Source organism: Sulfolobus acidocaldarius DSM 639, assembly GCF_000012285.1.
GTDB lineage: Archaea > Thermoproteota > Thermoprotei_A > Sulfolobales > Sulfolobaceae > Sulfolobus > Sulfolobus acidocaldarius.
Window position 1 is genome coordinate 960,720 of the sequence record NC_007181.1, and the last position, 25,703, is coordinate 986,422.

Below are 25,703 nucleotides of genomic sequence, written 5' to 3' on the forward strand. Positions count from 1 at the left end.
GAATGAAAGCCCTCTTACTTATACTGGTTATTGCTCTTGGTATTACACCATTAACACTAATGGGGTCTACTACTTCATCCTCCCATTATGGGGTCTATAATGATATGACGATTTACAACATAACAGGATTTCCTAACGGAGTGGATCCTGCATACTATTCTGAAGAGCCATTTTTCATAAAGAGCAATGTTACACCTATAATAGTCAACGTAGCCCAAAACATGGTATTCAATAACACAGGAATAATTCCAAAAGTTGTAACATTATATATTCCGCCAGGTAATTACAGCATGATACTGCTGAACATATCTATCAAAGAGTACGGAGGTGCTCAGTTTGACAGACCTGTTTACATATTTGCAAATGGTATACCAATATTCTGGGGATCAACACAAGAGATCAGAAATAGTACAGCTCAGACTGATGTCACTATGTTTGAAAACTTGCTACAGGGTAATGTGACTTTCCAGCTTGTCTTAGCCACTTACTACGCCAAAAGTGTTGGTATAGTTGGTCTTTACTCAATGAACGTAACGCTGTTACTTTATCCAGGTAACAAACCTGCGGGACTACCAAATTACTTCATACCGCTCTTCATGAACAGCTTAAACTACTCGAGGGTTGTTCTAAATCCATTAAATGATCAGGTAACCCAAAGTGTAGTAATGCCTAATGGAACATTTAGGTCAGTTCTATTGCTCTACTATGAAGGCGGTGGTTTAGATGAATTTTGGTATACGAATATACCAGCCACTAGAAATATACTAGTATATTATAACAGCCTTTTGGCGGGAGTAGTGAATCCATATCCTATAATATATACAGGCGGGATAAACTTGTTCTGGTGGAGACCGGTAACCTCCATAAACACATTAGCTTTTGAGACACCACAATATATAGAGCTGACACCCCTCTTAGCAACTTCAACTAAGCCAAATATAACAGTAACAGTTAGTAATCTGTTAGCTTCTGCACAGGAGTTAGGTTCTACCGCGCTGTCATGGACAATTTCGGGTGTCCTGATGCTTTGGGTGAACAACTCTAACCCATTAATAAGTTCAAAGCTTATATCTGCCGATGCAAGGTATGTTGACTCTCAGCCGATATTTACAGGTTTATCTGGTTCCACATATTATCAACAGGGAGAATATTATTCAATAAACTACACATCTATACTGAAATTCGAGAATGGGCAAGAGTTTGCTACCACTTATGAAGAAGGAAAAGTAACAGCTTACCAATCTTTCAATCCTAGTTTTATCTATCAACAGGCTATACTTGATCAACAATTTAAAGAAATTAGTTTAATCAAGGGATTACACAACGCAGAGCTAATTTTGGAGGGAACGTTCCCAATAAATCTCCAGTTAACCTCCTTCGTTGTCCCCATAACTAATCCAAATATAATTCCATACAATGCTAGCTATTTACAGAATGGAACCCTGAGCTTAGGACTATTTTATAAATTCGGCTACGTATACGATAACTATAACCTAACCATCCAGATCAGTGAGAATTCTAATGCTATAGGTGGGTTTTCAGGTATTTTAGAGATAATAAACAAGTATGGGGGAGCAGTTTTAGTGTCTATTACAAGTAACTATGCCCAAACCCAAAAGTCACTAAACGCTATCTACCTAGTGAATGGTAAGGGTTTTGAAGAGAACTTCTACGCATTAGGTGTGCAGAACTCCACTAACAATACTGCAGGATATCTGGTGAAATATGAGATAAATTATGAGTACATTTGATAAAAGTAAAGACACACACTTCTTTTTTATTCATTTATCTTTTAAATGTGATAGTAAAAAGCTCGATTGGGTTCTTGTTACGCTTAAAAAGTGTACTCGTTTTCGCTTTTCTCACCCTTTTTATATCTATCCTCCTCCAGCTTCCTTAATTCATTCCTCCTTATTTTACCACTAATAGTCTTTGGTAATTCATTTACAAACTCTATTTTCCTTGGTACCTTATACGGAGATAGACTCTTACTAACATGATTGACCAGTTCTTTGGCTAATTCATAAGAGGGTGAGTATCCTGGTTTAAGTACTACAAAGGCTTTAACGAGTTGCCACCTAACAGGATCTGGTGAACCAACTACCGCAGCCTCAGCTACTGCAGGGTGTTCAATTAACGCGCTCTCCACTTCAAAGGGTCCCACCCTGTAGTCGGAGGTTTTTATCACGTCATCAGCCCTAGCAACAAAGTACCAGTTACCCTTATCGTCAAAATATCCCTTATCTCCAGTGAAGTAATAACCGTTTCTAAATGCCTCTTTGTTTTTCTCCTCATTAGAATATCCTTTAAACAGTGGAATAGCACGCCATTTAGTTAATCTAATAGCTATATGCCCAACATCGAAGGGTTTAGTTATCTCTTTACCTTCGTCATCGAGTAGAACAACGTCGTATAGGGGCGACGGTATGCCAAAGGATCCTGGAGTCACATCTCTCCACGGTGGATTGCCTATAATTGCGGTTGTTTCTGTCTGCCCATAGAAGTCTCTTATTGTCAAATCAAACTTATCCTTCCATACCTTTATTATCTCAGGGTTCAGAGGTTCACCAGCGGAAACAACATTCCTCAGCTTATGGAATTTAAACTTCCACAGATCCACTAAATTAAACAGTCTCCAGGCTGTAGGGGGTGCACAAAATGACGTTACATTGAAATTATCTACAACACTCAAATATTCCTGGGCGTTTAGTCTACCCTCGTAGTTGACAGCCATTATTGTTGCTCCAACTATCAACGGAGAAAAGAATGAACTCCAGGCAAACTTAGCCCAACCTGGTGCACTCAAATTCAGATGAATGTCCTCAGTCGACACCCCTATTATAGAGGCAGTGGATAAGTGCCCCAATGGATATGAAGTAGCAGTGTGAATAACCCTTTTAGGCAATCCTGTAGTACCAGACGTAAAGTAGTTTAAAATATCGTCCTCTGATGAGGTAGGATATGCCTCAGCGCTTTCACTTTCACTTTGAGTAAGCTCAAAGTCTGTCCAGCCATTAACTCTTCCTCTCACGACTATTTTTAAGGGTTTTAGATCCCCTAGAGCTTGGTCTATCCTTTCTGCACTTTTTGGATCAGCTATTATAACTTTAGGCTTAAGATCAGCAAATCTATAGCCTAATTCATAAGCTGTAAGATTATTCGCTGTAGGTACTAGCACAAAACCAGCCTTTATAGTAGCTAAGAACGTAACCCACTGCTCAGGAAACACGGGTGTCATCAAGTAAACTGGATCTCCCTTACCTATACCACTGGATTAAGAAAGTTAATCAATTTATTAGCTCTGATCAGAAGATCTTGATAAGTGTAAATCTCCTCAACTTTGGTATCTAAATCGTACCACATGAGGGCTGTCTTCCCGCCTCTATCTTTCACATGGATTTCCTCATAAATATCCCTTACCCAATTAAAATCCTCTATCTTTCCGAGGAAATTTAATCTAGTAAACAAATCATTAATTCTTTCTGGTCTATCTAGAGGATTAAGTTTTTGTATATCTATGAAGTCTCTTACTAGATTTTTGATTAATTCGTTCGCCATATTTAATATTGAGCTTAATAATTTATTTAAAGATTTTGTTTAGTAATAATAGGAAATAAATACAATATGTATAAGATAGTTTTCGACAATAGAGAATATTAACAAGATAACACGTGAAAATTCCCTCAGTAAAAGCTTAATCGTTTGTCATATGTGTATAAGAATTGCACAACTTTAGTTATCTCTCTCAACATTCTCTAGAACTCAAGATCATCACGGCTTTCTAGCCTCTGTTCTCAAAACAAATTTAAATACATACTTGTTCTAAATTTTAACGATGAATGACCTGGAGGATATCCTTAAAAAATTGGCTCTGTCTTATAAATTCATTTCTGTTCCTAATGCAAGGACAGTAAAAGATGCCTCAATGTCTTTAGGAGTCTCAGAAGATAGAATAGCTAAAACGATTTTGGTTATTGCAGATAACAAACCATATGCAGTGTTCCTGAGAGGTAATAGAAGGGTTGACTTAGATAAATTAAAACTGTATCTTAACGTGAGAGAAATTAGAGTGGCTAAAGCTAGTGAAGTAAAGAAGATAACTGGATATGAAGTTGGTGGTTTACCACCTTTAATAAATGGAGTTGAGACTATAATGGATGAAGAACTTGCAGATGATGATAAAGAGGTATTTTGTGGCGGAGGTAACGAGACGACACTCCTTTCCATAATACCTAAAGAGCTAGCTGAAAAGTCAATGCTGAGGATATTTTCCGTAGGAATTTAAGCTCCAGCACGAACTAATCAGATTTTTTAATTGACATACTTAATATTTTACATATGAGAGAAGAGGCAAAAGAGGAATTGGAAGACATAAGAGATAAATTAGAAAGGATATTGGACAAAATAAATGACATGATAAATGAATTGGACAGTGGTAAGGACATTGATTATGATGAGTTGGATCGGATTATAGACGAAGTTGGGATTCTGAGAGACGACTTGAAGAATTTGAAAAGAGATTGAAGAGTTTTTTAAAATGGCTTCTCTTAAAATCTTTATTCGACTATCATAACCACGCCTGATTTCACTTAGAGAGCTTCTACCGTCATCAATGCAGCCTTATCAATCCTCACCCTGGGTGGAGGAGGAATTTCATTAACATAATACGTTCCCTCACCATATAAACGACCATATCTTAGTACGACCCCATTAGCCTCTTTCACGATACTTTCCATCTCATCTACTGCTCTTCCAGAATCACCATTCAATTTCCATGCAACACTTTCCATATAAATCCTACTTACTCCGATATCTTTAGATACTCGTATCAGATTTGCCGTTCCTTCTCTTCTAATCTTATTATTTAAAGGCGCAAACTCATTAATCAGTTTCATATCATCTGGCAGATCAGTCAGAAAACTTATAATTACGTCTGGATTAGATTCCCTCACTACGTTATACAATCTCGGCATATCATATACGTTACAGACTACTGGATGTGAGCCTAAGCTCCTGAGGATCCCGACTTTTTCAACTGACCTTGTGATTCCGGTTACTTCATAGCCTTCACGAACTAGTAAAGGTATGACATTCCTTCCCAGTACTCCACTAGCACCCACGACTAAAACTTTCATCATTGAAACTCAAAATATACTAGTTGTCTGAAGGTTTTATAGATTATATACACGGTCTCATGATTTATACGCTTGAATTATCAGTTAGTTTTCAGAACCATACAAACACTATTACATTTTAATGCCTAATTCAGGGTAGCCTTGTAGGTTATGGCACATTTAGACTTAAAATACACAGTCCATATTAAACTGGGATCCCTTATATCTACAAAACTTAATATGACGACAGTAGTTTATAATTGCATGAACACTTTAGCCATATACAACCATCCTGTGGAAAGGCTGGGTATACTCAGTAGGTTTCTGAAAAATGTAACCGAAATATATGCTGAGGAAATAACGGGCGAAGAGAGATTTGATAACGTGGTCATTATGGGAGGACCCATGGGAGTATATGAAAGAGAAAAATACCGTTTTTTAGATCTAGAAATGAAGTTGATCAGGAGAGCTTACTCAGAGAAGAAAAGAGTTTTAGGTATTTGCCTTGGATCACAGTTAATTGCCGAAGCTTTAGGAGGAAAAGTAGTAAAGGGGCAGTTCGGAGTTGAAATAGGTGTTTCAAGAATAAGACTAGTAAATGATTTTAAGGACTATTTTGGATCAGATGAGTTACATGTGTTTCAATGGCATGGTGATACTTTTTCCCTACCCCATGGCGCTACACTACTGGCTTACAGTGAAAAATATTATCAGGCATTTAATATCGGAAGAGCCTTAGGAATACAATTCCATATAGAAGTGGATTCGGAGATGCTGAGAGATTGGTTAAGGGTTTACGGAGGAGATAGTAAGATGATAGAGGAAGTAAGGGAACAGGAAAACAATTTCGAGAAAATAGCGGATAAATTGGTGAGATATTGGTTAAGCTTGTAGAGTTCACTCCTGCGCATCCTAGTGCATGAACTGAACCTAAAATAACGTTCACTCACGTTTCTAGGACAGAGATTTTTTCTCTCTCCTCCTACTCTCATATACTACCGCGAGTCTATAACTAGTAAGATTAAAGCTTTATATATGGAGTTAATTAGTTGAATTTATGAATGATAATCTGCTCACATACCCTTTCACGAGAAGTGGTAAATCAGCTATTGTTCCTCCTCCGCCATGGTACTATGGTGTGACATATATTTCGGCTTATGTAAAATTTCAAAAAGACACTTTGTATCAGTTTTTACCAAACTTTCTCGATAGCAAGGGAGAAGGCTGGATATATATAGCTGAATTTATCTCCCCGTCTGAGGAGACTTGGGATCTTATGTATCAGGACCCAGATTTAACCCAGTATCTAGAGGGAGCCATAGGTTTACGAGTATACTATGAAGGGAAAAGCTACTTATACTTTCCATTCATGTGGGTGGACAAGGACTGGGCTCTGGTAAGAGGATGGTTAGATGGATATCCTAAAAAGATAGCTAAGATCTCCATGACCAAACTACATCCTCTACTTCCTAAGTACAACAAACCAGAAAATGGACTAAAGCTTGGAGGATATGTTGTTAGAGGAGGAAATTTCCTGTTTAGACTACAGGTTGAGCTAAGGGAAAAGGTGGACGACGTGCCTCTGAGGAGCTTTGGTGCTCCTTTAAATGTTAGGATATATCCTGCAAGAGGGGAATCAGAGACCAGTGTCTTTGAACTGGTTAGCAGAGTTAGGGACGAGAATGTCCTAGGCGAGATATGGAAAGGAGATGCGAAGATAGAGCTTGGGGGATACGTAAATGATGAGCTCGACAAGTTGAAGATAGAAGACGTAATAGCAGGTTATTACTACACGACATACTTTAAGGTAAGAACTACAAGATTGCTTGCTAAGCTAGATAGAGAAACATTAGTGTCTAAGTAATTTTAAACAAAACACAACTTTTTATATTAAGATTTTTAAACATATCATCTTAAACAGTTTCCTAATACTCTTTGTAGAGTAAAGAGACTAAAAATAAACAATTCCTCATTTACTCGTGAGAAAAATAATAACTTAATATAATTAGGTCGCTAAACTTGTATATTTTTTAAGATATAAAAATAGTTTATCTTTATACATGAAAACTAACACTGTTGAAGATTTATCATCTTGTCTAGGAATTCCTCTAAAGGTAGAAGTTTGTAATCTTTTCCGCATTTAGCAGGTATCATAATCTTCAATTTTTCGAAGAGGTTATAGAGTCCTACTACTTTGTCTATATCCAATAATAACGGCAAAGGTCTCAGTACAACCCACACCTCGGTTACCTCATTTGTAATATTCTCATATTTAATACGCTTATATTTATTGTAAGCGTCAATTATTTCATCACCTGGCTCCTTTTCAATACTCGTCTTAGCATCTATGACTATATTTGAGTCTGACACGTAGATATCTGGCACAACTCCTTCAATACGTGTCTCTACATGAATGTTTTCTGGCTTCACTCCTCGTTGTTGTATTAAATATCTTATTGCGACAGCTTTCATCTCCTTATGGTACTCAGATTCTTTTTCGCCAACTGATTCCACGTCCCACCACGGATAGGAGTTCTTTAGCCATTTACGGCTCTCACTCAATATTTCCTCAAAACTAGTATTTACATCCTTCATAGAGTCCCATCTATAAAGCACACTTACATCATTAACATTAAACCCTGAAGCGACATAAGCGATTTTCTGAATTAGATCTTTGTTTACCTTATATACTTTTATAGGGCTTGGTAAGCCAGCTCCTCGTATAACATCAGCGTCAATAAATATTTTTGAGGGTTGACCACCTATCGTTTCTCTAAACCTATAATATAGGCATGAGGGCATAATGAGTATGGAAAACTGGTACCCCATAAGTCTTGATTCTAATACCTCCTTTACCTTGTCTTCATCTTTATCTTCACGGACTGAACATAAGCTTTTATCTATCTTAAAGATACCAGGGTTACCCATCTGAGTTATATTGCCTAAGTTTATAGTTATTGGGTCAGGCTTAACTAGTAAACCACTTATTATTGCAATTTCCTCAGCAATCCTTTCTAACGAGTCTTCAATACCACGTTTATTTTCATCATAAACAATTACAATGACACCATGTTTGGTCGATAATCCTGAGGAAAATGCACCAAGGAACTCTTTTATATCGTTAAGAATATTTATATCAATCTTTTTCTTAGGCTGAGTTAATGATGTCCTAACAACTTGAGGAGACTCATAAAGGCTAGGTTGTTCAACTCTCTCTTTTTCTGGACTAGTAGGCATTAAAGACTGTTGTACCCTAACTTTAAGATAAATTTCAGAATCAATAGAGCTAACTACAACTTGAGGTGGAATTGGGAACTGAAGAGATATTATTTGTGTACGCATAACACTGTCTCTTTTAACGCTAGCGCTTAGATAGTCTTCCATGTTTAATTCTGATAAAATCACTGATGGTGGAGGAGGAAAGTAAATAGGCACAATATTTGTTTCTCGTCTCTTTTGAACGAGCGACGTTAGGTAGTTAGCAGTATCTAGACTTGAAGTGCTAACTTTAGGAGTACTTGGAAACGTTAAGGGTATGATCTTAACCTTTCTCATCTGGTCAAATTTCTGCTTTTTAACACTGGTTGAGGATTTTACATTTTCGGATGCAGAAAGTGTATTACTTTTTACGTCCTCTGTGCTCTTTACTTCAGGAGAGGTCACCGTACTTTTCTCAATCTCCTCATAGTAAGCCTCTTCTTCCCTTCTTTGTTCAGTAGCTTTTTCCCTTTCCTTATCCGTATACATCACCATCCGATCACACTTCGTGGATCTCACGTTTAGGATCTAGCTCCATTATTATGGCATCTTGAGCAGTTGTAAACTTTAGATCATAATATAATAAGAGAGGTATTGAAAATTCTTCGAGCATTTCTATAAGGGTGTATGTTCTAGACCTATATTTAGCTTTATAAGCTTCACTATACGAATTATCACAAGTGATCTTAGAAGGATTCGATAAGGGTATATGGCACCTAACTGGGTTAGTCCAAAAAGCGAAATCTAATACTTCACTCAGATTTGAAGATGTAATGTAATAGCTAAGTAAAGATTCAAAGTCCTTTTCTATGTTTCCATCCAGTCTTATAAACTCAGAACGAAAGTTTCGTAAAAAGTCATATGCCTGTTTATCTAGATCAGTAATATAACGACCTAAAGAGTTATCTGTGTAGCCATATATTGTATATCTTTCATCATTTAAGAACATCCTCAAAGGAACAACTCCAAATTTCCTAAACACACTATTCCTAATGCTCTTATCGTTCAACTTATCATAAGCTTCTAGAAACGCCTTAAGAATATCACCTGTTAAAGAAGTTATGAAAAAAGTCCTAGGGTTATACACTGATGAAAATCTAGCTAGTGATTCTAGTAGTTCTTTGAATGTATTAAAAACTCCATTTAAATCGCTTAAGGAAACTCTTTCTACTTCCCTTGGTCTAAAACCACTAGAGATTATAATTCTTTTAGATAAATCGTTGATTTCCCGGATATAATCTTTTATCGATTTAGAAAGCCGCATCTCCATCGGTTTCTTGCTTATAAGCCTTGCAACAATAGAAGTGCCTAACTGAAGTGATTGTAAATATGTACTGTAATCCATCGTTAGTCCAATAAAGTCAGCGTAAAACTTTGCACTGCTATTTTTTGTGTAGTCAAAGGAGCCATCCTCATTTCTTGTGACACCTCCTAAAAGTATTCTCTTCAAGTTATCATCTAATTTATCATAAGTCAATTTAACAATCCTCTCAACTTGTTGGTATAGATTAACAACCTTTGATGTTGTTTCATACACTTTCATTACATCTTCTTGTATGTACTGATCCCATGTTTCGTAATCTATATGAACCAACTCCCCACACATATTCGTATTATTTTCACTTTAGACATATAAATATTTTAATTAAAACTCATTCAGCCAATTAGAGGTCCCTTGTTAAATTAAATAGATTAACTAATTATTAGTCCTTGTGCTTTAAATGGATGATATGTAGACATAGTGCCGTTATGAAGGTGCTATTTATTATCACGTTTTGTATAAGTATTACCTATGGGTAGGAAGGAGGTCTATATGGACATAACTTATAAGAGTACAACAGCCATTACGTCGTTAAGGTCGGTAAGGTTAGGGGAAGACAGGAGTATAAGTGTGTCAATTGTGGTAGGAAGTTTCTCGAAAATGCTAAGCATAGGTATCATAAGGAGGTTAGGGATTTGGCATTAAAGATGTATTCCAATGGTATGAGAACTAGGACTATAGCAAGGGTATTAAATTACGAGGGGGTACTTTGTTCACTTGGATTAAGAGATAATGAAAACAATTTTCATACTTTTCAATAACTTACAGTATCTTACCTTCGGGGAGGAACAATAGACTTACAGATTGGTGTTTAGACCATTTTACTTTAACTTCCTGATATGTATATATAAACTAGCATGATAAAATATCATTTATGGATCTACTAAGGATTAAAACTGACACTTATATCAAGGAATATTCGGACATTGAAAAATATATTGAACAATCGTTAGGCGGAAAATTTCCCTATGCGTTAAGTAAAACTAAAAGAATTATATTGTATGCGATAATAAAGGAGACTACGCCAAAGATTGCTATAGAGACGGGAGTAGGTCCCGGAGTATCATCAACCATAATCCTCTCAGCCTTACCTGAAGATTCTGTTCTTTACTCTATCGACGTGAGAAATAGGTTAGAAGACGGGAACGAAGTTGGATATATAATTCCACAAAAACTAAGGAAAAAGTGGAAATTCTTCCTTGGCGAGTCACGTCGTTTTTTACCTAAAATTCTCCAGGAGGTAAATGAGGTGAACTTCTTCCTTCATGATAGTGACCATAGTTATGAAAATGTGATGTTTGAACTCTCCACTATATGGTATAAGTTAAGTGAAGGTGGAGTGATATTGGTGGATAACTATAGGTTTAGTAATGCGACGATAGATTTTGTGAGTAGCAAAAAAGCGATATATTCTGAGCTGAGTGATGAAGCTGGAGGACTATTATTGATTTTAAAACCATAGAGCCAAAATATTTAAACCATGAAACTAGTTGTAGGAAAATATGTCATAACTACTGACACACAGAACATTGGACAGCTATTAAACATACTGAACACATATAATGTAAAAGCTTTCAATTATAAAGTCAGGTTTATAGATGGAAAACTGACTGTAAACGTTGTAAAAGGAGATGTTATACTCTCCATAGAAAACTTAAGCCTATCTGAAGCAGAGTCCTTGCTCAAAGAGTCCACTGACGTAAATTTGAAGGATGACAGGTTTTCAATATTCTTCCACAATATGCCTACTAATCACGATATCATAAATAGACTTGAAAGTATTAAGCTACCCTCATGTGTGGTACATTTTTATCGGGATAGAGTTAAGGTGAGAACACTGGACGGAATCTCGTTTGAAGACTCTTTAGACATGGAGGCAACTGAAGCGTTAAGCCTTATCATAGACAGGATCAAGACTCCCTTAGTTTTAGGTAAAATAAAGAGATATGAACATATGTACTTATACTCTTTGCTGAAGTCGTTCGGCATAAGAGATCCTGAACTTATAGACAAGATAATGAGACAAAAATATGAAATAAGGGAGGAGAGGGATAAGAATGAAGTTGTAGTCATGGTCGGTGACTTCAAGATCAAAAAAGAAGGAGTTTACTTTAAAGATAAAGTAGTTAAAAAGACAGATCTGTATAAGTACTTTACGTCTAATTCTTAGCTATTCAATTATTCAGATTTAATACAAGAAATGAAAAATAGGAGTTATCCTGTTCAAATTGTAATAACCGCTTAATGCATATTTTTACTCAAATGTTGAAATAAATTGTTAGTTGTGCTAACCCTTATTCGGTCTCCTCATTACCTCAAATTTACTTTTATTTACTCCAGGTGAGATCTTCACGTTACCATTTTCATGGAGAATTTGTGTACCATCACCTAATTCTATCTTTCCGCTGTTCCCGTAAACATTCAGTGTGATTAAGCCATTTCCATAGGGTACAACTGAGTTATATCTTAAGAATAATGGGAAATCATGGTCACTCTCTATCCAGTTCTTTCCCTCATACTCTTCATCAGTCCACCAATTCAACCACTTCCCTTCAGGTAAATAGATCAGCCTTTTGCCTTCCTTATTAATTTGTGGAGCGTAAAGCAAGTATTCTCCTACCATATACTGGTCATTTATCTTGAAGGCATTTTCGTCCCTGAAGTAATGATAAGCCAAAGGTCTTATAATCGGATGACCTGTTTTAGAAGACTCTCTTGCTAATGCGTTCAGGTATGGTAGGAACTGATATCTCATCTTAATTACTCTCTTAATTTTTTCCTTCCAGTAATCTGGTATTGAGTAAATTTCTTGATCACTCCCCCCTTTATCCTTGTGATTTCTGAAAATGGGGAAGAACAGTGCAATTTGGAAATACCTGTATAACAGGAGGTAGTCAGTTGTCCTACCTATGAATCCACCCAGATCACAGCCCACATATGGCACACCTGAAATTGACAGACCGAGAGTTAATGCAAGCTGAAGAGTTAAATCACTCCAACTGGTGGTGTTATCACCTGTCCATATAGCAGCATATCTCTGTATTCCTGAGTAACCGGCTCTGCTCAGAACAAAATCTACGGATGGCTTAGTAGCCATTGCTTGAAATAGAGAATATAGATTATGAACACTCTCATGATATACCTGTGAATTATCGTCTAGTCTATGAATAGCTCTAGGATTGAAGGGCTTTTTATTAAGAGGAGAAGGTTCATTCATGTCCAACCAAATTCCATCTATGTTGTTCTCTTTAACCCATTTCTCCACTAGGTTTCTCCACCACTCTCTTGTCTTGGAATTCAGAAAGTCTGGAAATACAGACAAGCCTGGCCATAGTATATCTGCGTAAATAGTCCCATCCTCGTTCTCCACATAGTTACCTAACCCATCCTTAAATACATGATAGTTTTGATCTAACCTCACACAAGGGTCAACTATAGTTACGACCTTAACCCCTAAGGAGTGAAGTTTTTCAATTAATTCCTTAGGAGATGGAAATTTTGCTTTATCCCATGTAAACAGTCTATACTTTTCCATATAATCTATGTCGAGATAGATTGCAGACAAGGGTATATCCTCTTCAAGGTGTCTCCTCACAACCTCCTCTACTGTCTCTTGCGGATAATAGGAGTATCTACTTATCTGGTAACCTAAAGCCCATTCAGGAAGTTCAAACGGTTTTCCTGTTAATTCAACATAATGCTCAATTACCTCTTGTACGGAATCTCCCTCGAAGACAAAGAATTCAACACTCTCCTCAGGAATTTTTACTATAATTTTGTCGTATCTCTCTAACCCCATGTCAAAAACTAGTTTTGAGGGACTATTAAAGAAATATCCTTTTATCGAACTATCCACAAGTATAAAAAACGGTATGCTAACATACAGTGGGTCAGAATACCAAGTGTAACCATAAGAGTCTGTATTCCACATAGTAACTCTAGTTCTTCTTCTGTCAAGCTCGAACGCTTTTTCACCAAGTCCAAGAACGTGGGTCTTTGTATTTAACGGTAGAAGGACGTTTATGGAATGACTTGTAGTATCTTTTGTTACTTCAATATCTGATGGTATCATTTCTGATTGATCTGCCTTAAAATTAAACTTAATAACTGGATTAGGGTTGTTTATGAGTACCCTTACTACCTTTCCTTTTCTCTCTGCTTTAATCTCCACATTATGCTAATTGATTCTCTAATTTAAATAGTTATCACTATATCAAAATTTTTACTACAATTCATTATTAATTAAGATTTGGAGAGAAAAAAAGATTTAAAAATTCTAACAGAGCTTTTATATATAGATGTTTGAAGTCAATGATGAGTTTATAGATGCCCTTACAGTATTGGGAATATCGAAGAAAGAAGCTTTAGTTTTTGCTTATCTAACTTATAAAGGAGGAGCTACTGCTAAAGAGATGATATCTGACCTTTACATACATCAGCCTCAGCTTTACAATATACTTTTATCCCTAGAGAGGAAAGGTCTAATATATGTTCAGAACAGTAAGCCGAAATTCTACATCCCAGCAAGGTTAAACATAGTATTGGAAAAGATAGACCAAGAGCAGACAAAGAGAAAACATGTTATTCTGGAACAGATCAAAAAGCTTGAAACTAATCACAGGAAATCTCAGGGAATGATGTGGATGACAAAGAGCACTGAAAACGTATTGAACAACTGTATATCTGTTATTACGAGTGCTAAAAATGAGTTATACGTTGAAATTCCTAATAACTACCTTCAGAAGCTAATCAGCTACATTATTAAGGTTGCAGAGTCAGGCGTGAAAACTTATCTAAATATTTATCCTAATGTGGATGAGTTTCTAGTGAACAAGTTATTGGAAAGTAAAGTGATGGAAGTAAAGGTACATTCTTTAGGACACTTTTTCTTGGTATCTGCTGATGCAGAGGAAAGCGTGTTTATGCCGAGAGTCATGAGCCTCTCGACGAATCCTAACATTTACAGTTATGTCTTTAGAGACTCGACAATGAGTCTTTTCTTCATTCACTACTATTTCGAAGGATGGAGGACATCTAGGACTGTTTACAGGAAAGCTGTGACACAAAGTGATTTCCCTATGATATTTAGTGCCCATAGATTTGCTACATGGGAGATCATGAAGGCTAAAGAGCAGGGATTAAGATTAAAGGTAAAGGTGGATGGTGTAATAACCAGGACAGGAGAAAATGTTGAGTTATTTGGTTATCCCAATAACGTTAATATCAGTAGTGAAGTGATTAATTTCGAATTAGTAGAGGAAAGGAGTGGTAGGAGTTACCTCATAGGAGGAGATAATGCACTCGTGGAGGACGTCTCAGCTGAAAAAATAGAAGTTTATACTCAATAAAAAAGATTTTTTACCTTATATTTTAGTTATAAATTATGCTATTTCAGGAACCTCCTTACGGTTAGACCTAACACTGGGATTATTAGAGCCCCTGCTATCACAATCAATGTTAACATAGAGGAGTTACTTCCATCACTATTCACACTATAGCTATGTATAAGGAAGCCATAACTAAATAATGGTATAGGTGAAGCCCCTACATCTTGTGGTGTTACAGGAGAGTATAGATATACATTTACACTGTTGACAGATTTGGGTAAATTAACACTTATATCGTTTCTCCCCGGATTTAGCACTATGTTGTAACTGGTGTTATAATTCCCTGAGGATACTACTAACACTAGGTTTAGGGTATAGTTGAGACCGTTCATGAATGTCAATTTAAGCTTATGACCGTCTATATTTGCTTTCGTTAGAGTTATTTTGGAAAACATTTGATTCACTGTACTAATTATGGCGTTAGTATAGTTTAGTGCTTGATACATAAACCATGAAGGACCATTTGATGGAGGACCTGTTTGCCATGTCCAATCACTACCTTCAGCTACATACAGGTAGTTCCATAAGGTTGCTATTGGATTTGTAGAGTTTGGAGATATTGATGGTGGTAGATTAACTACTGGAGACAAATTCAAGCCTACTGCTTTGGTTAACGCAACTAGATATTCTCTTGCAGTTGCGACGCTCTTCCAGATCTCTATTTTACCTGGGTTTCCGTTATTCCAATAGTTCAGATTTAGATTCCATGAGGTTTCGGGCAAATTAGTTATCACACTGTAGGGCTTATGGGTTGCTATAGCTTGACTTGCTGTTTGTGTAATCAACCAACTTCCCTGATACTGAGAGAGAGCTTGATAGATTGCGTTCAAATCCTGCGGTCCGGTAGATGGATTAAATATGAGTGGGTTCTCGCCATCAAAAGCTACAGTAACCACACCTCCTGGGTTATTCATATATATCATGGCTAATTCTTGGATTAGTTGTTGTGCAGTAAGCTGAGGAGGCTGACTAAAGAACTGGAAACTAAACTGATTAGATAATGCTGTATCCCTAAACAGAACTATTGTACTTTGTCCAAGGCTATTTAATACTTCAAATGGTTGATAAGGATTTGTATTTCCACTTACTACTGTAACGTAAGGAAGATAAGCATCTTGATCTAGTATGGTGTATCGAATACCAGTCTGATTATATAACGTTATTAAGCCCATGTTGAAAGCCTGTTCAGGTGTCCATGTTCCTGCAGGGCTGACATTAAATACTTGTCTAGTCATTTGGATACCCATAAGTATTTGAGCTAAATCGTCACTCCACCAACCGTTATCAAGTATTATTGGCTGTAATGGATGATAGAAGGGTACAGTTAACACTTCTACCTTACCCTCCTGCGCTAAACTCCTGTAAAGATTTAGAGTATAGTTTACAGCCTGTGTATCATGGGTTACATTTACGTTAATTCCGCTTGCGAATTTTGGATTAGTTTGGGATAGAATAGTCAACCACTGATATAACAGGACTGGAGTAAAATCTATTGTTACGCTCACATTGTATTTGTTAATTAATAGGGCTTGTAATTCATAAGCTCCTACTAGACTGGAATTCCAATAAAAGTCTTGACCAGTGTGAACCCATACCCAGGGCTGTTCCCAGACCCCTTGAGGGGACAGATATAGTGGTTGATGCATGTTCCATACTATTACTAGACTAATGGGTCTTTTACCAGTAGTGTTAAGAACAATTAGTTGTGGCAAATTGAAAGTTCCCTGTAGCGAGTTGGAATAGTATAGATCAACAACAGGATAATAGACACCTTGACTAAAAGAGGCGGTAAATGGAAGAGTTATATTGTTCTGTCCAGGATTCAGGGTTATTCCGTTATAGGATAGTTGATTATTTTGAATATTAACTACAATATTTACATTTACAGGACTGTTAAGCTTGTTATCTACAGTCAAGAATATTTTACCATTCTGATTAATAGTGTATACGTACTTGTCATAATTCCCACCAGTAATTGTTAAAAATGTGTAAATAACTTGAATAGCAAAGTTCTGCCCATTATTACTATAGTATTTATTCTCAGTGAGATCATGATACACCCACTGAACCCATGTTCCATTAGGGAACGGACCTATGACTGCAGTATAATTACCCCACAGAGGATTATATACCATTGTCACATCAGTGATATTGCTCCAAGGTAACCCTGTCTGTGGTCCTGATGCAATTCCGTAATGAACCACAATATCATCTGGTGCTCTTCCTATTGTGGTAATCAATATTGAACCATTACTGAGAACTGTAGCGTAAGTAATCCCCACCACTGGTGGATTTACTTCTAAATTCCAGTTCCAGAACGGATGATTATCATAGTTTATCCATGTATTTGTGGTGTTGTCGTGGAAAACCCATCCAATCCAAGTCCCATTCTGAAAAGGACCTATTGTTGCAGAGAAGTTATTTCCATTCCAGGTCATTGGTGTATCATATACTTGAGTCCATGATGACTGAGGTCCAGGTTGTACTCCCCAGTGTAGTATAACATCGTCACTGCTAGGTAGTCCAGATAGATATATTGTGACATATCCATTTGATGTGACATTAAAGTTAACGCTGACATTTCCAGTTTGCGCTAGAGCTAGGACAGACAGGATGGATATTACGAATATACTTAGCACTAGGACTACTTTCATAAATAAAAATAGATATTCAAGTTTATAAATTTTTTGGTGTAATTATTTTAATCATATAAAAAATATTACAAAACAAAAATAAAGCCTTACTTACCTCCTGATAGGGAATATACGTTCCTGATGTACTTTTGAAAGGCTATGAATATAGCCATAATTGGTACACCCATGATTACAGAGAACGCTGCAAAAACATTGTACAAGGTTGAGTGATTTGTCACTGCTAAATAGTACATACCCAATGTCAAGGTCCACATATTCCCTGAGGTTATGAAAGCATTTGCTAAGGCATAGTCAGTATAAGCACCTAAAAAGGCGAGTAACATTACGAAAGCGACAATTGGTCGTGTCATCGGTAAAAGTATTCTTATATATGCTCTGAATCTTGAAAGACCATCGACCATAGCAGCCTCCTCATATTCTGGGGGGATAGTATCTATGAATATTTTAACTAGATAAGCACCGAAAATAGATGTGCCCGATGAATAAGCCAGGATAAGACCATAATATGTATTTATCAGATGTAAAGAAGCGAACATTAGATATAATGGTATTACAGTAGCCACAGATGGTAAGAAAGTTAGTATGTAGAGGAAAACGATTAGAGCCTTCTTTCCTGGTACATTCAATCTGGATAACGCAGCCCCGGTCAAAAAGGCTACTAATACGGAGACAATTATTGTACCTAAAGCCATGATAAGGCTATTTCTTAACCAGACAAAGAAGGGCTCCTGAAACAAAATGTCATAATATGCATTCAAACTTATCCTGCTAGGCAAAAGTGAGCCTAGACTCACAGAAGCTAATGAGGGGATATTGTTCAGTGACGTGATTACTATGTAATAAATTGGGAATATTGAAATTATTGCCATTACGACTAAAACTAAATATGATATTGCCAATCTAATTATCTTACCTACTGTTCTCTTGCTACCGACCCTCTGCATTATCCCCTCCCCTCCAATATTCTCGAGTATCTGAACATAATAACAGCCATAATTGCAAGTATTATAGTACTTATTATGGAGTATGCAGAAGCAAGCGCATATTGGTTATAACTAAACGCCTCCTGATAAGAATAAACTATCAATATATCCGTGGACGTGCCAGGACCTCCTCCGGTAAGTATAAATACGGGATAGAAATTGTTCCAGGTGAATATGAAACCACTTACGCCAACAAATACTAATGTACTCTTCATCATTGGTAACGTTATCCTGGCAAACCTCGTTAACATGCCTGCTCCGTCAACCTCTGCTATTTCATACAATTCTCTGGGTATGCTCTGTAACGCAGACAGAAAAATTGAGGTATAATAAGGGAAAGATAACCATACATTAGTAAGAATAAGTGCTACCCAAGCATATGTGGTATTGTTAAGCCAATTTATTGGAGCTATTCCTATTAACCCTATTATCTTGTTTATTATACCATAAGAGTAGTCCCACATCCCTGACCAGATAAGCAACGAGATATATGCTGGAAATGCCCACGGTATTAAGAAGGACGAAAAGAAAACATTCTTAAATTTTAGGTCACTCTGATTTAGTATTAGTGCTAGGAAGAAACCTAGTATCATCATTGGTATTAGACTCCCTATAGTCCAGATTGCCGTATTTTTGAGTAGTTCGACAAAGTAAAAGTTAGGATTAGTTAAGATATTGATGTAATTTTTGAAGCCAATATAAGAATACTGGAAGAAATGAAACAGGCTGAAATTCGTGAACGAGATATACACAGCGTAAGCAACTGGATATAAGAATAGGAACAGAACTAATGCTAGTATGGGAAGAAGGTAAAAATAATTAAAAATTACTTGTCTTTTACCCACTTATTATCACCTAGTACATGACATCTGGTATAGCTAAAATAAAGTCTGGATAATACCCATTAGCTTGCATTTGTTGTATCATGGTTGATTCCATTTCTTGTGCAGCCTGTTGAGCCGTAATTTGACCTGCATAGTACTCAGTGACGTATTCATGGAAGGTATTCCAATAGAAACTCATCTGTGGAATATTGGGGAACTTCTGTCCATAATTAGCCTGTTCAAATATCCCTGCCATTATACTGCCGAGATATGAGGGTGTTATGTTACCTGCTTTCAATTGAGTAAGAGCTTGATTATAGCTAGCGAGATATGCAGGTATATCTCCTGCTATGTTCCATAAGTTCATTTCTGCCTTATAGCCAGTGACAAACTGGATGAACAGAAGTGCAGCTTGTATCTGCTGTGGAGTTGCACCACTAGCTTGTGGACTAGATATAACCCAACCTGTAGATCCTATAAACGGTGCAGCTCTCAACCCTGTTTGACTTACAATTGGTAATGGTGCTGCTCCTAAATCAGAGCCCAGGGCACTAACGTACTTCTGTAGATCCCATGGACCGTCAAATATTATGGCAGCCTTACCACTGGTAAATAGCTGTTGTTCTAATGTGGTTGAGATACCTTGTGGGTTAACTCCCATTACATAAGTTAAGTTGTACCAGAATTGTAAAGCATTGACCATTGCAGTTGAGTTCAATTGAGGAATGCCTTGACTATTAAACATCTGACCGCCAAAACCGGCAAACCAGGCAGCAAATCTATAACCGTATTCCTGACCCATTCCGTAAGCTATTCCCCAAACATTGTATGTCTTATTCACATTTAACGCAATATTCACTAACTGAGCAGTTGTATTGGGAGGATATGGTACATATTTCTTGTTGTAGAACATAACAATATAGTTGACGTTGTCAGGAAGCCCATAAATTTTACCACTTAGGTTGAAATTATTGATTGCTATTGGTAAATATTGGCTGAATACACTGGAATTGAGATACTGAGAAAGATCCAGTAATAATCCGGCAGCAAATAATTTTCCTGCATCATCGCTTGTATCCCTATATACTATTGGGGCTTGACCTGCTTTCGCAGCAGAGGCGAAGTTGGAGGTGGCAACTGATACACCATAAGTGACTTGAACGTGTATCCATGGATACTGTTGCTCGAAAGCAGCTAAAGTTTGATTGAATGCCTTATCCTCCGAGGGGCTATATGTATCCCATACAGTTATAGTCACTGGGGTTTGCGACGTAGTAGAAGATACACCGCCACTCGAAGAACTTGAAGACATACTGCTGGATGTGTTTGTGGTTGTACTTGGACTACTAGATGATGACCTACCCATTAACAGATATACACCAACTCCTATTACGATTATTAAAACCACTACTACAACTATTATTATTTGGGTATTGGATACTCCTTTTTTCCTTCTCCTGTAATCTTTGTTCATCGGGTTAACTTAATCACGTAATTATTTATAAACTTAATATATATATAAAATATTTAAGGTCTAAACTTAAGGACACCTCCGTTGAACATGTCAACTTAAGTATTATAAGATGTAGTTTACGAAATGATATTAGTATTATTAATTAGCCTTTATTTAATTTACTTAAATTTATTTCTAGTTTCCAGTAAAATTTTTAAACCACAAGGAGTAGGTAAAAAAAGATAAGCGTGCAATCATCAGCATTTCTCCAACTATCAGATATCTGGAAATCATTTAAAATAAAAAAACAAGTTATTGAGGTTCTCAAGGGAGTTTCTCTTGATGTAAATAAGGGGGAATTTGTGGTAATATTAGGTCCCTCAGGAGAGGGCAAAACTACACTTCTCAGAATAATATCAGGGCTTGAGGTTCAAGACAAAGGTGAGGTTTACATTGACGGAGAAAGGGTCGATAATATTCCACCTAAAGATAGAAACGTTGCTATGGTATTCCAAAACTACGCCATATACCCATTCATGTCAGTCTTTGACAATATAGCCTTTCCTCTGAAACTGAAAAAACTACCTAAACAAGAGATAGCAAAAAAGGTTAGAGAGGTAGCCGAATTATTGCAGATAGAAAAGCTCCTCGATAGAAAACCTTACCAGTTATCGGGTGGACAAAAGCAAAGGGTAGCAATTGCCCGTGCCCTAGTCAAAGGTGCACAGTTATTATTGATGGATGAACCTTTAGCTAATCTCGATGCACAAATAAGAATGATAGCAAGAGAAGAACTCAAAGAACTTCAGAGAAAGTTAGGATTCACCGTAGTTTACGTTACACACGATCAGACTGAAGCCCTTGCTCTAGCCGACAGAGTAGCATTACTTAGGAAGGGTGTACTTCAGGCATACGATAAACCAATGAAATTGTTTAAGAGACCTAACAATATATGGGTAGCGTCGTTCTTAGGTAATCCACCTATGAATCTACTTAAAGTAAAGGTTGATGAAGGTGCAGTGTTATTAGATGAGTATAAGATTGAAATTCCCTCTGAAATATCGGAGAAACTAAAGGGTAGAAGCGAAGTTATCATGGGTATAAGACCAGAAGATATAGATATAGGAGGGAAAATTAAAGGGAGCGTGGAATTAACTGAACCTCTAGGTCTTTTCTCAGTGATACATGTAAAAATACGTGAGGATGAAATAAGAGTTGTAACAAATTCATCAAGCTCTTACGTTAAGGGTGACACTATACAATTAGCTATTTCAGGGAACAAAGCTCTATTCTTCGATGAAAGTACAGGTGAGTTAATAACATAAAGAATCTTGCGATGGTTAACCATGGAAGGTATTAAACTAAAAATTCTTAGTAAAAAAATAACCTTCAACCTTCCATAAAATTCTTGTGTACTTATTTAAAGCAAATTATTATTGCTAAACGGTGAATATTACATTAAATGTGAATAGAACTTAGATCGTCTTAACATCTATTAATTTCTTAGCCCAATCAAATTATTCTTATTTATCTAACCACCTCGTAATTCATGGTCATGAATCGGGCGAAACTATACCTAACGTACAATATAAGACAACATTTAAGAAGAGAAATCGAAAATCTTAAAAAAGGCTAACTTATTTACTAAACCTCTAGTCAGATCCTGCTCCACAACCACAGTACCCAAACTCGTCAATCTCCAGACCACATACAGGACATGAGTTTAAATCACTTGCTTCTATCCTCATGTTCGATAGATTATCCAAGTCCACCAACGCTTTCACTAAATCCCTTATTGAAACAATACCGTGGACCTTATCACCCTCAACTACCGGTAAGTGTCTAAATCCGTTATCCACCATTGTTTTTAAGGCAGTATAAATATCGGTGCCTATTTTTACTCCTTTTACCTCTCTGCTCATATAATCTCCTACTGTTGCATCAAAATTACCATCTGCAAATGCTTTAACTACATCTCTTTCTGTTATTATTCCAACTACTTCCTCATTCTCGTTTACCACTACTAATGCTCCTATATTGTGGTTTCTCATCTCTCTAGTTGCCCTCAAAAGACTGTCATTTTCTCTTACCACAAGGACGGGCTTACTTATATATGTTTTTAATTCTGATAGCATAAGTATATACTTGCTTAAATCATTTAAAAATATAAATAAGTAATCTCTCAATAAAGATATATTAAACTACATTTTAACTTTTTAAAAATATGTTGAAACATAATAAAATAACCATAATTATAATTTTACATTCCCCTTAAATAGTTCCTCATGTAACACCCAGTTCACATATTAACTTCTTATATATTGTGCGTATTAAATTAAAAAATTTTAAAATTAATATGAGTAAATATTATTTAACATTAAACGCAATCTCTAATAACTGCTTAGAATTCCTATAACGCCAATAATCTTGAATTATCTGACCTACTTCTCCAGTAGTGTTTGTGTGAGATTTATTACATGCATTTATGTTCCAATCATCTATAACGACAATGTTTAATTGTGAAACCTCAGGAGGTACAGGGAAGAGATCGTATATCTGGTCACCATATTTCCTCTCTGCCTGAACCCTATCAAGAACTTCAGTCCTTATCAATGCGTTTTCCTGTACTTTCTTATTAGCTAAGTTAAATATTTCAGCGATCTCCTCATCGGAAGGCTTTCTCTCAAATTTAACAGTTAGCCGACCGTGATTGTCTTGAGTGTAAACACTAGCTGTCCACTTTGCTCCTAAAACCTTGACTACAGCTCCCTTGAGGACATGAAGGGCAGTATGAGTCCTTACCTCTATCACAGAATCTATTACTAAATTTAATGATAATAAGTTTTCATGAGTGCTACTATGGACAACAAAACCTTTCAGATCTAACTTAGCTTAAGGCTAATCTTTTTCTTCTCAGCCTTCCAGTCAACCGTTATAGGTCCTAAACCACGTTTACTTCTTAAATAGTTATAAGCTGACAATGCAGCCTTAACACCCTCAGCAGCTGCTATAACTGCCTGCTTGTAAGGAGTCTGTGTCACATCTCCAGCCGCAAAAACTCCTTCCCTACTTGTCCTGCCAAATTCATCTACGATCACCTCTCCTTTATCATTTAATTTTAGAAATCCTCTTAGAAAATCAGTCTTCAAAACATAACCCATTTCAATTATAACTCCTTCTACCTTCAGCCTCAATGTCTCTCCCCCTTTATTGATAACCACTTCTTCAACTTTTCCGTTACCGTTTATCTGAAGAACTTTAGACGATGTGTAGATCTTGATGTTTGAGGTAGACATAATTTTCTTTATCAATTCCTCGTCTCCTGATAATTGTCCTGAAGAGGTAACGTAATATGCCGGATTGGCATGTTTAGAAAGTATCTCAATAGCCTCTAATCCTGGCTCTCCTTCACCGACTACCATAGCAGGTTTTCCCTTGAAAAAAGCTGCATCGCAAATAGCACAGTAGGAGACTCCCTTACCTTTGAACTCTTGTTCTCCTGGGACGTTTAACTCCCTCGGAGTTTTACCAAATGCTAAGACTATGGTCTTAGACTGATAAACATTATGAATCCCATTAACTATGAAAATTTCACCTTCTTGACTTATCTCTTTAACTTCCTCCCCTAAAACAAACTCTGCGTTAAATCGCTTTGCTTGAGTGTATATCTTCTGAGATAAACCCCGACCACCTATACTTTCGATTCCGGGATAATTTTCAATAAGGTCTGTCAGCGTGAGTTGACCTCCTAGATCTTTGGACAACACTAAGGTGGATAGTTTCTGTCTAGCTGAGTATAAAGCTGCACTTAAACCAGCTATACCACCGCCAATTATTATTGTATCATACACTTTGTTGGTGTCCATATATTTCTTTTTAACTAAATATAATAAAAAGTTAACTTATACTAAAGCGACGTCGCACAAAATTTTGCCGGTAATTTCCTGATTTTCCAGGTCATTAGAGAAAATTAAACATGTCTTTTTATTACCTTAAATACATAATATACACTATGGAAGTTGCAACTTTAGGCGGAGGTTGCTTCTGGTGCACAGAAGCAGTGTTTAAGAGAGTTAAAGGTGTAGTAAGTGTTAAACCGGGTTATTCCGGTGGAAAAGTTCCAAATCCAACTTATGAAGAAGTATGCACAGACGAGACAGGACATGCTGAGGTAGTCCAGATAACCTTCGATCCCTCAGTCATCACATATAGGGAATTGCTCGAGATATTTTTTGAAATTCATGATCCAACTACACCCAATAGACAAGGTAATGATGTAGGCTCTCAATACAGATCAATAATACTCTATCATAGTGAGGAACAGAAGAAGATCGCCGAGGAGATGATTAAGCTTTACGAGAGGAAGTTAGGTAAAAAGGTCGTTACCGAGTTAGTACCTTTTGAAGCATTTTATGAGGCTGAGGATTATCATCATGACTTTTACGACAAGCACAAGAATTATCCCTATTGCAAATTAGTTATTGACCCTAAAGTAAAGAAATTTATGAAAAACTTCCCAGATAAGGCTTCAATAAGGATCTAATGCACTGTACTGTTAATAGAATAGTGGTTGATTTATAAATGACTTTGTAAATAGATTATAAACTCAAGTGAATAAAAATTTTTAATCTTTTGATTTATGCTCCTTTCTTATACTATATTTATTAATTTATCGACACTGTATCATTAAAATATTTTGAATGTGCACT

23 protein-coding genes and 1 pseudogene are annotated in these 25,703 nt (G+C 36.6%); 11 read left to right on the forward strand and 13 right to left on the reverse strand.

The window, feature by feature from the left end; genetic code table 11:
• Positions 1 to 2: 2 nt before the first annotated feature.
• Positions 3 to 1,751: a peptide-N4-asparagine amidase gene (locus SACI_RS05470; RefSeq protein ID WP_011277999.1), complete on the forward strand. Its 1,749-nt coding sequence runs from the start codon at positions 3 to 5 to the stop codon at positions 1,749 to 1,751.
• A gap of 83 nt (positions 1,752 to 1,834) precedes the next feature.
• Here the strand turns inward: SACI_RS05470 and SACI_RS05475 are convergent, their stop codons facing one another.
• Together SACI_RS05475 and SACI_RS12225 are read right to left on the reverse strand one after the other, a co-directional pair.
• Positions 1,835 to 3,238, reverse strand: coding sequence for an AMP-binding protein (locus tag SACI_RS05475; RefSeq protein WP_232463158.1), 1,404 nt, complete (start codon positions 3,236 to 3,238; stop codon positions 1,835 to 1,837).
• A 23-nt stretch (positions 3,239 to 3,261) separates the two neighbouring features.
• Positions 3,262 to 3,558: a hypothetical protein gene (locus SACI_RS12225; protein ID WP_232463157.1), complete on the reverse strand. Its 297-nt coding sequence runs from the start codon at positions 3,556 to 3,558 to the stop codon at positions 3,262 to 3,264.
• 277 nt (positions 3,559 to 3,835) lie between these two features.
• Between SACI_RS12225 and SACI_RS05480 the strand changes: the two genes are divergently transcribed.
• Positions 3,836 to 4,285, forward strand: a complete 450-nt coding sequence (locus SACI_RS05480; protein ID WP_011278000.1) for an aminoacyl-tRNA deacylase — start codon at positions 3,836 to 3,838, stop codon at positions 4,283 to 4,285.
• A 53-nt stretch (positions 4,286 to 4,338) separates the two neighbouring features.
• Positions 4,339 to 4,524: a hypothetical protein gene (locus SACI_RS05485; protein ID WP_011278001.1), complete on the forward strand. Its 186-nt coding sequence runs from the start codon at positions 4,339 to 4,341 to the stop codon at positions 4,522 to 4,524.
• Between the two features lie 65 nt (positions 4,525 to 4,589).
• Here the strand turns inward: SACI_RS05485 and SACI_RS05490 are convergent, their stop codons facing one another.
• A complete protein-coding gene (locus SACI_RS05490) occupies positions 4,590 to 5,138 on the reverse strand; it encodes an NAD-dependent epimerase/dehydratase family protein (protein ID WP_015385566.1) in 549 nt (182 codons plus the stop codon).
• A gap of 240 nt (positions 5,139 to 5,378) precedes the next feature.
• On the opposite strand from SACI_RS05490, the gene SACI_RS05495 reads away from it, so the two are divergent.
• Positions 5,379 to 6,008, forward strand: a complete 630-nt coding sequence (locus SACI_RS05495) for a type 1 glutamine amidotransferase (protein ID WP_011278003.1) — start codon at positions 5,379 to 5,381, stop codon at positions 6,006 to 6,008.
• A gap of 163 nt (positions 6,009 to 6,171) precedes the next feature.
• Complete coding sequence (locus SACI_RS05500) at positions 6,172 to 6,978, forward strand: acetoacetate decarboxylase family protein (RefSeq protein WP_011278004.1); 807 nt, start codon at positions 6,172 to 6,174, stop codon at positions 6,976 to 6,978.
• A 203-nt stretch (positions 6,979 to 7,181) separates the two neighbouring features.
• On the opposite strand, the gene SACI_RS05505 is transcribed toward SACI_RS05500, so the two are convergent.
• Positions 7,182 to 8,867: a hypothetical protein gene (locus SACI_RS05505; RefSeq protein ID WP_011278005.1), complete on the reverse strand. Its 1,686-nt coding sequence runs from the start codon at positions 8,865 to 8,867 to the stop codon at positions 7,182 to 7,184.
• 4 nt (positions 8,868 to 8,871) lie between these two features.
• Entirely contained in the window at positions 8,872 to 9,978 is a 1,107-nt protein-coding gene (locus tag SACI_RS05510; protein ID WP_011278006.1) for a hypothetical protein, read from the reverse strand.
• A 266-nt stretch (positions 9,979 to 10,244) separates the two neighbouring features.
• Here SACI_RS05510 and SACI_RS12410 point away from each other — a divergent pair.
• The 3 genes and pseudogenes from SACI_RS12410 to SACI_RS05520 form a co-directional block, all read left to right on the forward strand.
• Positions 10,245 to 10,454, forward strand: a pseudogene (locus SACI_RS12410) (hypothetical protein); the annotation flags it as partial.
• Between the two features lie 113 nt (positions 10,455 to 10,567).
• The gene (locus SACI_RS05515; RefSeq protein WP_011278007.1) at positions 10,568 to 11,155 is read left to right on the forward strand and encodes a class I SAM-dependent methyltransferase; all 588 of its coding nucleotides are present in this window, start codon (positions 10,568 to 10,570) and stop codon (positions 11,153 to 11,155) included.
• A gap of 18 nt (positions 11,156 to 11,173) precedes the next feature.
• Positions 11,174 to 11,863, forward strand: a complete 690-nt coding sequence (locus tag SACI_RS05520; RefSeq protein WP_011278008.1) for a hypothetical protein — start codon at positions 11,174 to 11,176, stop codon at positions 11,861 to 11,863.
• A 117-nt stretch (positions 11,864 to 11,980) separates the two neighbouring features.
• Here the strand turns inward: SACI_RS05520 and malA are convergent, their stop codons facing one another.
• Complete coding sequence (gene malA / locus SACI_RS05525; protein ID WP_011278009.1) at positions 11,981 to 13,864, reverse strand: alpha-glucosidase MalA; 1,884 nt, start codon at positions 13,862 to 13,864, stop codon at positions 11,981 to 11,983.
• A 127-nt stretch (positions 13,865 to 13,991) separates the two neighbouring features.
• On the opposite strand from malA, the gene SACI_RS05530 reads away from it, so the two are divergent.
• Positions 13,992 to 15,041 (forward strand): TrmB family transcriptional regulator sugar-binding domain-containing protein, encoded by a 1,050-nt coding sequence (locus SACI_RS05530; protein ID WP_011278010.1) that lies wholly within the window; start codon positions 13,992 to 13,994, stop codon positions 15,039 to 15,041.
• 38 nt (positions 15,042 to 15,079) lie between these two features.
• Here the strand turns inward: SACI_RS05530 and SACI_RS05535 are convergent, their stop codons facing one another.
• From SACI_RS05535 to SACI_RS05550, 4 genes are all read right to left on the reverse strand, one after another.
• Positions 15,080 to 17,734 (reverse strand): glycoside hydrolase, encoded by a 2,655-nt coding sequence (locus SACI_RS05535; RefSeq protein WP_011278011.1) that lies wholly within the window; start codon positions 17,732 to 17,734, stop codon positions 15,080 to 15,082.
• An 86-nt stretch (positions 17,735 to 17,820) separates the two neighbouring features.
• Positions 17,821 to 18,678 (reverse strand): sugar ABC transporter permease, encoded by an 858-nt coding sequence (locus tag SACI_RS05540; RefSeq protein ID WP_011278012.1) that lies wholly within the window; start codon positions 18,676 to 18,678, stop codon positions 17,821 to 17,823.
• Positions 18,678 to 19,562 (reverse strand): carbohydrate ABC transporter permease, encoded by an 885-nt coding sequence (locus tag SACI_RS05545; protein ID WP_011278013.1) that lies wholly within the window; start codon positions 19,560 to 19,562, stop codon positions 18,678 to 18,680. Before SACI_RS05545 ends, SACI_RS05540 begins: the two co-directional genes overlap by 1 nt.
• Before the next feature lie 10 nt (positions 19,563 to 19,572).
• Entirely contained in the window at positions 19,573 to 21,015 is a 1,443-nt protein-coding gene (locus SACI_RS05550) for an extracellular solute-binding protein (protein ID WP_011278014.1), read from the reverse strand.
• Positions 21,016 to 21,242: 227 nt separating this feature from the next.
• On the opposite strand from SACI_RS05550, the gene SACI_RS05555 reads away from it, so the two are divergent.
• Complete coding sequence (locus tag SACI_RS05555; RefSeq protein ID WP_011278015.1) at positions 21,243 to 22,319, forward strand: ABC transporter ATP-binding protein; 1,077 nt, start codon at positions 21,243 to 21,245, stop codon at positions 22,317 to 22,319.
• Positions 22,320 to 22,646: 327 nt separating this feature from the next.
• On the opposite strand, the gene SACI_RS05560 is transcribed toward SACI_RS05555, so the two are convergent.
• The 3 genes from SACI_RS05560 to SACI_RS05570 all read right to left on the reverse strand — a co-directional run bounded on the left by SACI_RS05560 (position 22,647) and on the right by SACI_RS05570 (position 24,860).
• Positions 22,647 to 23,129, reverse strand: coding sequence for a CBS domain-containing protein (locus SACI_RS05560; protein WP_011278016.1), 483 nt, complete (start codon positions 23,127 to 23,129; stop codon positions 22,647 to 22,649).
• A gap of 232 nt (positions 23,130 to 23,361) precedes the next feature.
• Entirely contained in the window at positions 23,362 to 23,805 is a 444-nt protein-coding gene (locus SACI_RS05565) for a hypothetical protein (RefSeq protein ID WP_011278017.1), read from the reverse strand.
• Positions 23,806 to 23,876: 71 nt separating this feature from the next.
• The gene (locus SACI_RS05570) at positions 23,877 to 24,860 is read right to left on the reverse strand and encodes an NAD(P)/FAD-dependent oxidoreductase (protein WP_011278018.1); all 984 of its coding nucleotides are present in this window, start codon (positions 24,858 to 24,860) and stop codon (positions 23,877 to 23,879) included.
• A gap of 146 nt (positions 24,861 to 25,006) precedes the next feature.
• Here SACI_RS05570 and msrA point away from each other — a divergent pair, with 146 nt between their 5' ends.
• A complete protein-coding gene (gene msrA, locus SACI_RS05575) occupies positions 25,007 to 25,537 on the forward strand; it encodes a peptide-methionine (S)-S-oxide reductase MsrA (RefSeq protein WP_230937955.1) in 531 nt (176 codons plus the stop codon).
• Positions 25,538 to 25,703: the final 166 nt, after the last annotated feature.

Coding starts and splice junctions, on each gene's coding strand:
- SACI_RS05470 (WP_011277999.1), top strand. CDS start 3: ATGAAAGCCCTCTTACTTATACTGGTTATTGCTCTTGGTATTACACCA.
- SACI_RS05475 (WP_232463158.1), bottom strand. CDS start 3,238: ATGACACCCGTGTTTCCTGAGCAGTGGGTTACGTTCTTAGCTACTATA.
- SACI_RS12225 (WP_232463157.1), bottom strand. CDS start 3,558: ATGGCGAACGAATTAATCAAAAATCTAGTAAGAGACTTCATAGATATA.
- SACI_RS05480 (WP_011278000.1), top strand. CDS start 3,836: ATGAATGACCTGGAGGATATCCTTAAAAAATTGGCTCTGTCTTATAAA.
- SACI_RS05485 (WP_011278001.1), top strand. CDS start 4,339: ATGAGAGAAGAGGCAAAAGAGGAATTGGAAGACATAAGAGATAAATTA.
- SACI_RS05490 (WP_015385566.1), bottom strand. CDS start 5,138: ATGATGAAAGTTTTAGTCGTGGGTGCTAGTGGAGTACTGGGAAGGAAT.
- SACI_RS05495 (WP_011278003.1), top strand. CDS start 5,379: ATGAACACTTTAGCCATATACAACCATCCTGTGGAAAGGCTGGGTATA.
- SACI_RS05500 (WP_011278004.1), top strand. CDS start 6,172: ATGAATGATAATCTGCTCACATACCCTTTCACGAGAAGTGGTAAATCA.
- SACI_RS05505 (WP_011278005.1), bottom strand. CDS start 8,867: ATGGTGATGTATACGGATAAGGAAAGGGAAAAAGCTACTGAACAAAGA.
- SACI_RS05510 (WP_011278006.1), bottom strand. CDS start 9,978: ATGTGTGGGGAGTTGGTTCATATAGATTACGAAACATGGGATCAGTAC.
- SACI_RS05515 (WP_011278007.1), top strand. CDS start 10,568: ATGGATCTACTAAGGATTAAAACTGACACTTATATCAAGGAATATTCG.
- SACI_RS05520 (WP_011278008.1), top strand. CDS start 11,174: ATGAAACTAGTTGTAGGAAAATATGTCATAACTACTGACACACAGAAC.
- SACI_RS05530 (WP_011278010.1), top strand. CDS start 13,992: ATGTTTGAAGTCAATGATGAGTTTATAGATGCCCTTACAGTATTGGGA.
- SACI_RS05535 (WP_011278011.1), bottom strand. CDS start 17,734: ATGAAAGTAGTCCTAGTGCTAAGTATATTCGTAATATCCATCCTGTCT.
- SACI_RS05540 (WP_011278012.1), bottom strand. CDS start 18,678: ATGCAGAGGGTCGGTAGCAAGAGAACAGTAGGTAAGATAATTAGATTG.
- SACI_RS05550 (WP_011278014.1), bottom strand. CDS start 21,015: ATGAACAAAGATTACAGGAGAAGGAAAAAAGGAGTATCCAATACCCAA.
- SACI_RS05560 (WP_011278016.1), bottom strand. CDS start 23,129: ATGCTATCAGAATTAAAAACATATATAAGTAAGCCCGTCCTTGTGGTA.
- SACI_RS05570 (WP_011278018.1), bottom strand. CDS start 24,860: ATGGACACCAACAAAGTGTATGATACAATAATAATTGGCGGTGGTATA.
- msrA (WP_230937955.1), top strand. CDS start 25,007: ATGGAAGTTGCAACTTTAGGCGGAGGTTGCTTCTGGTGCACAGAAGCA.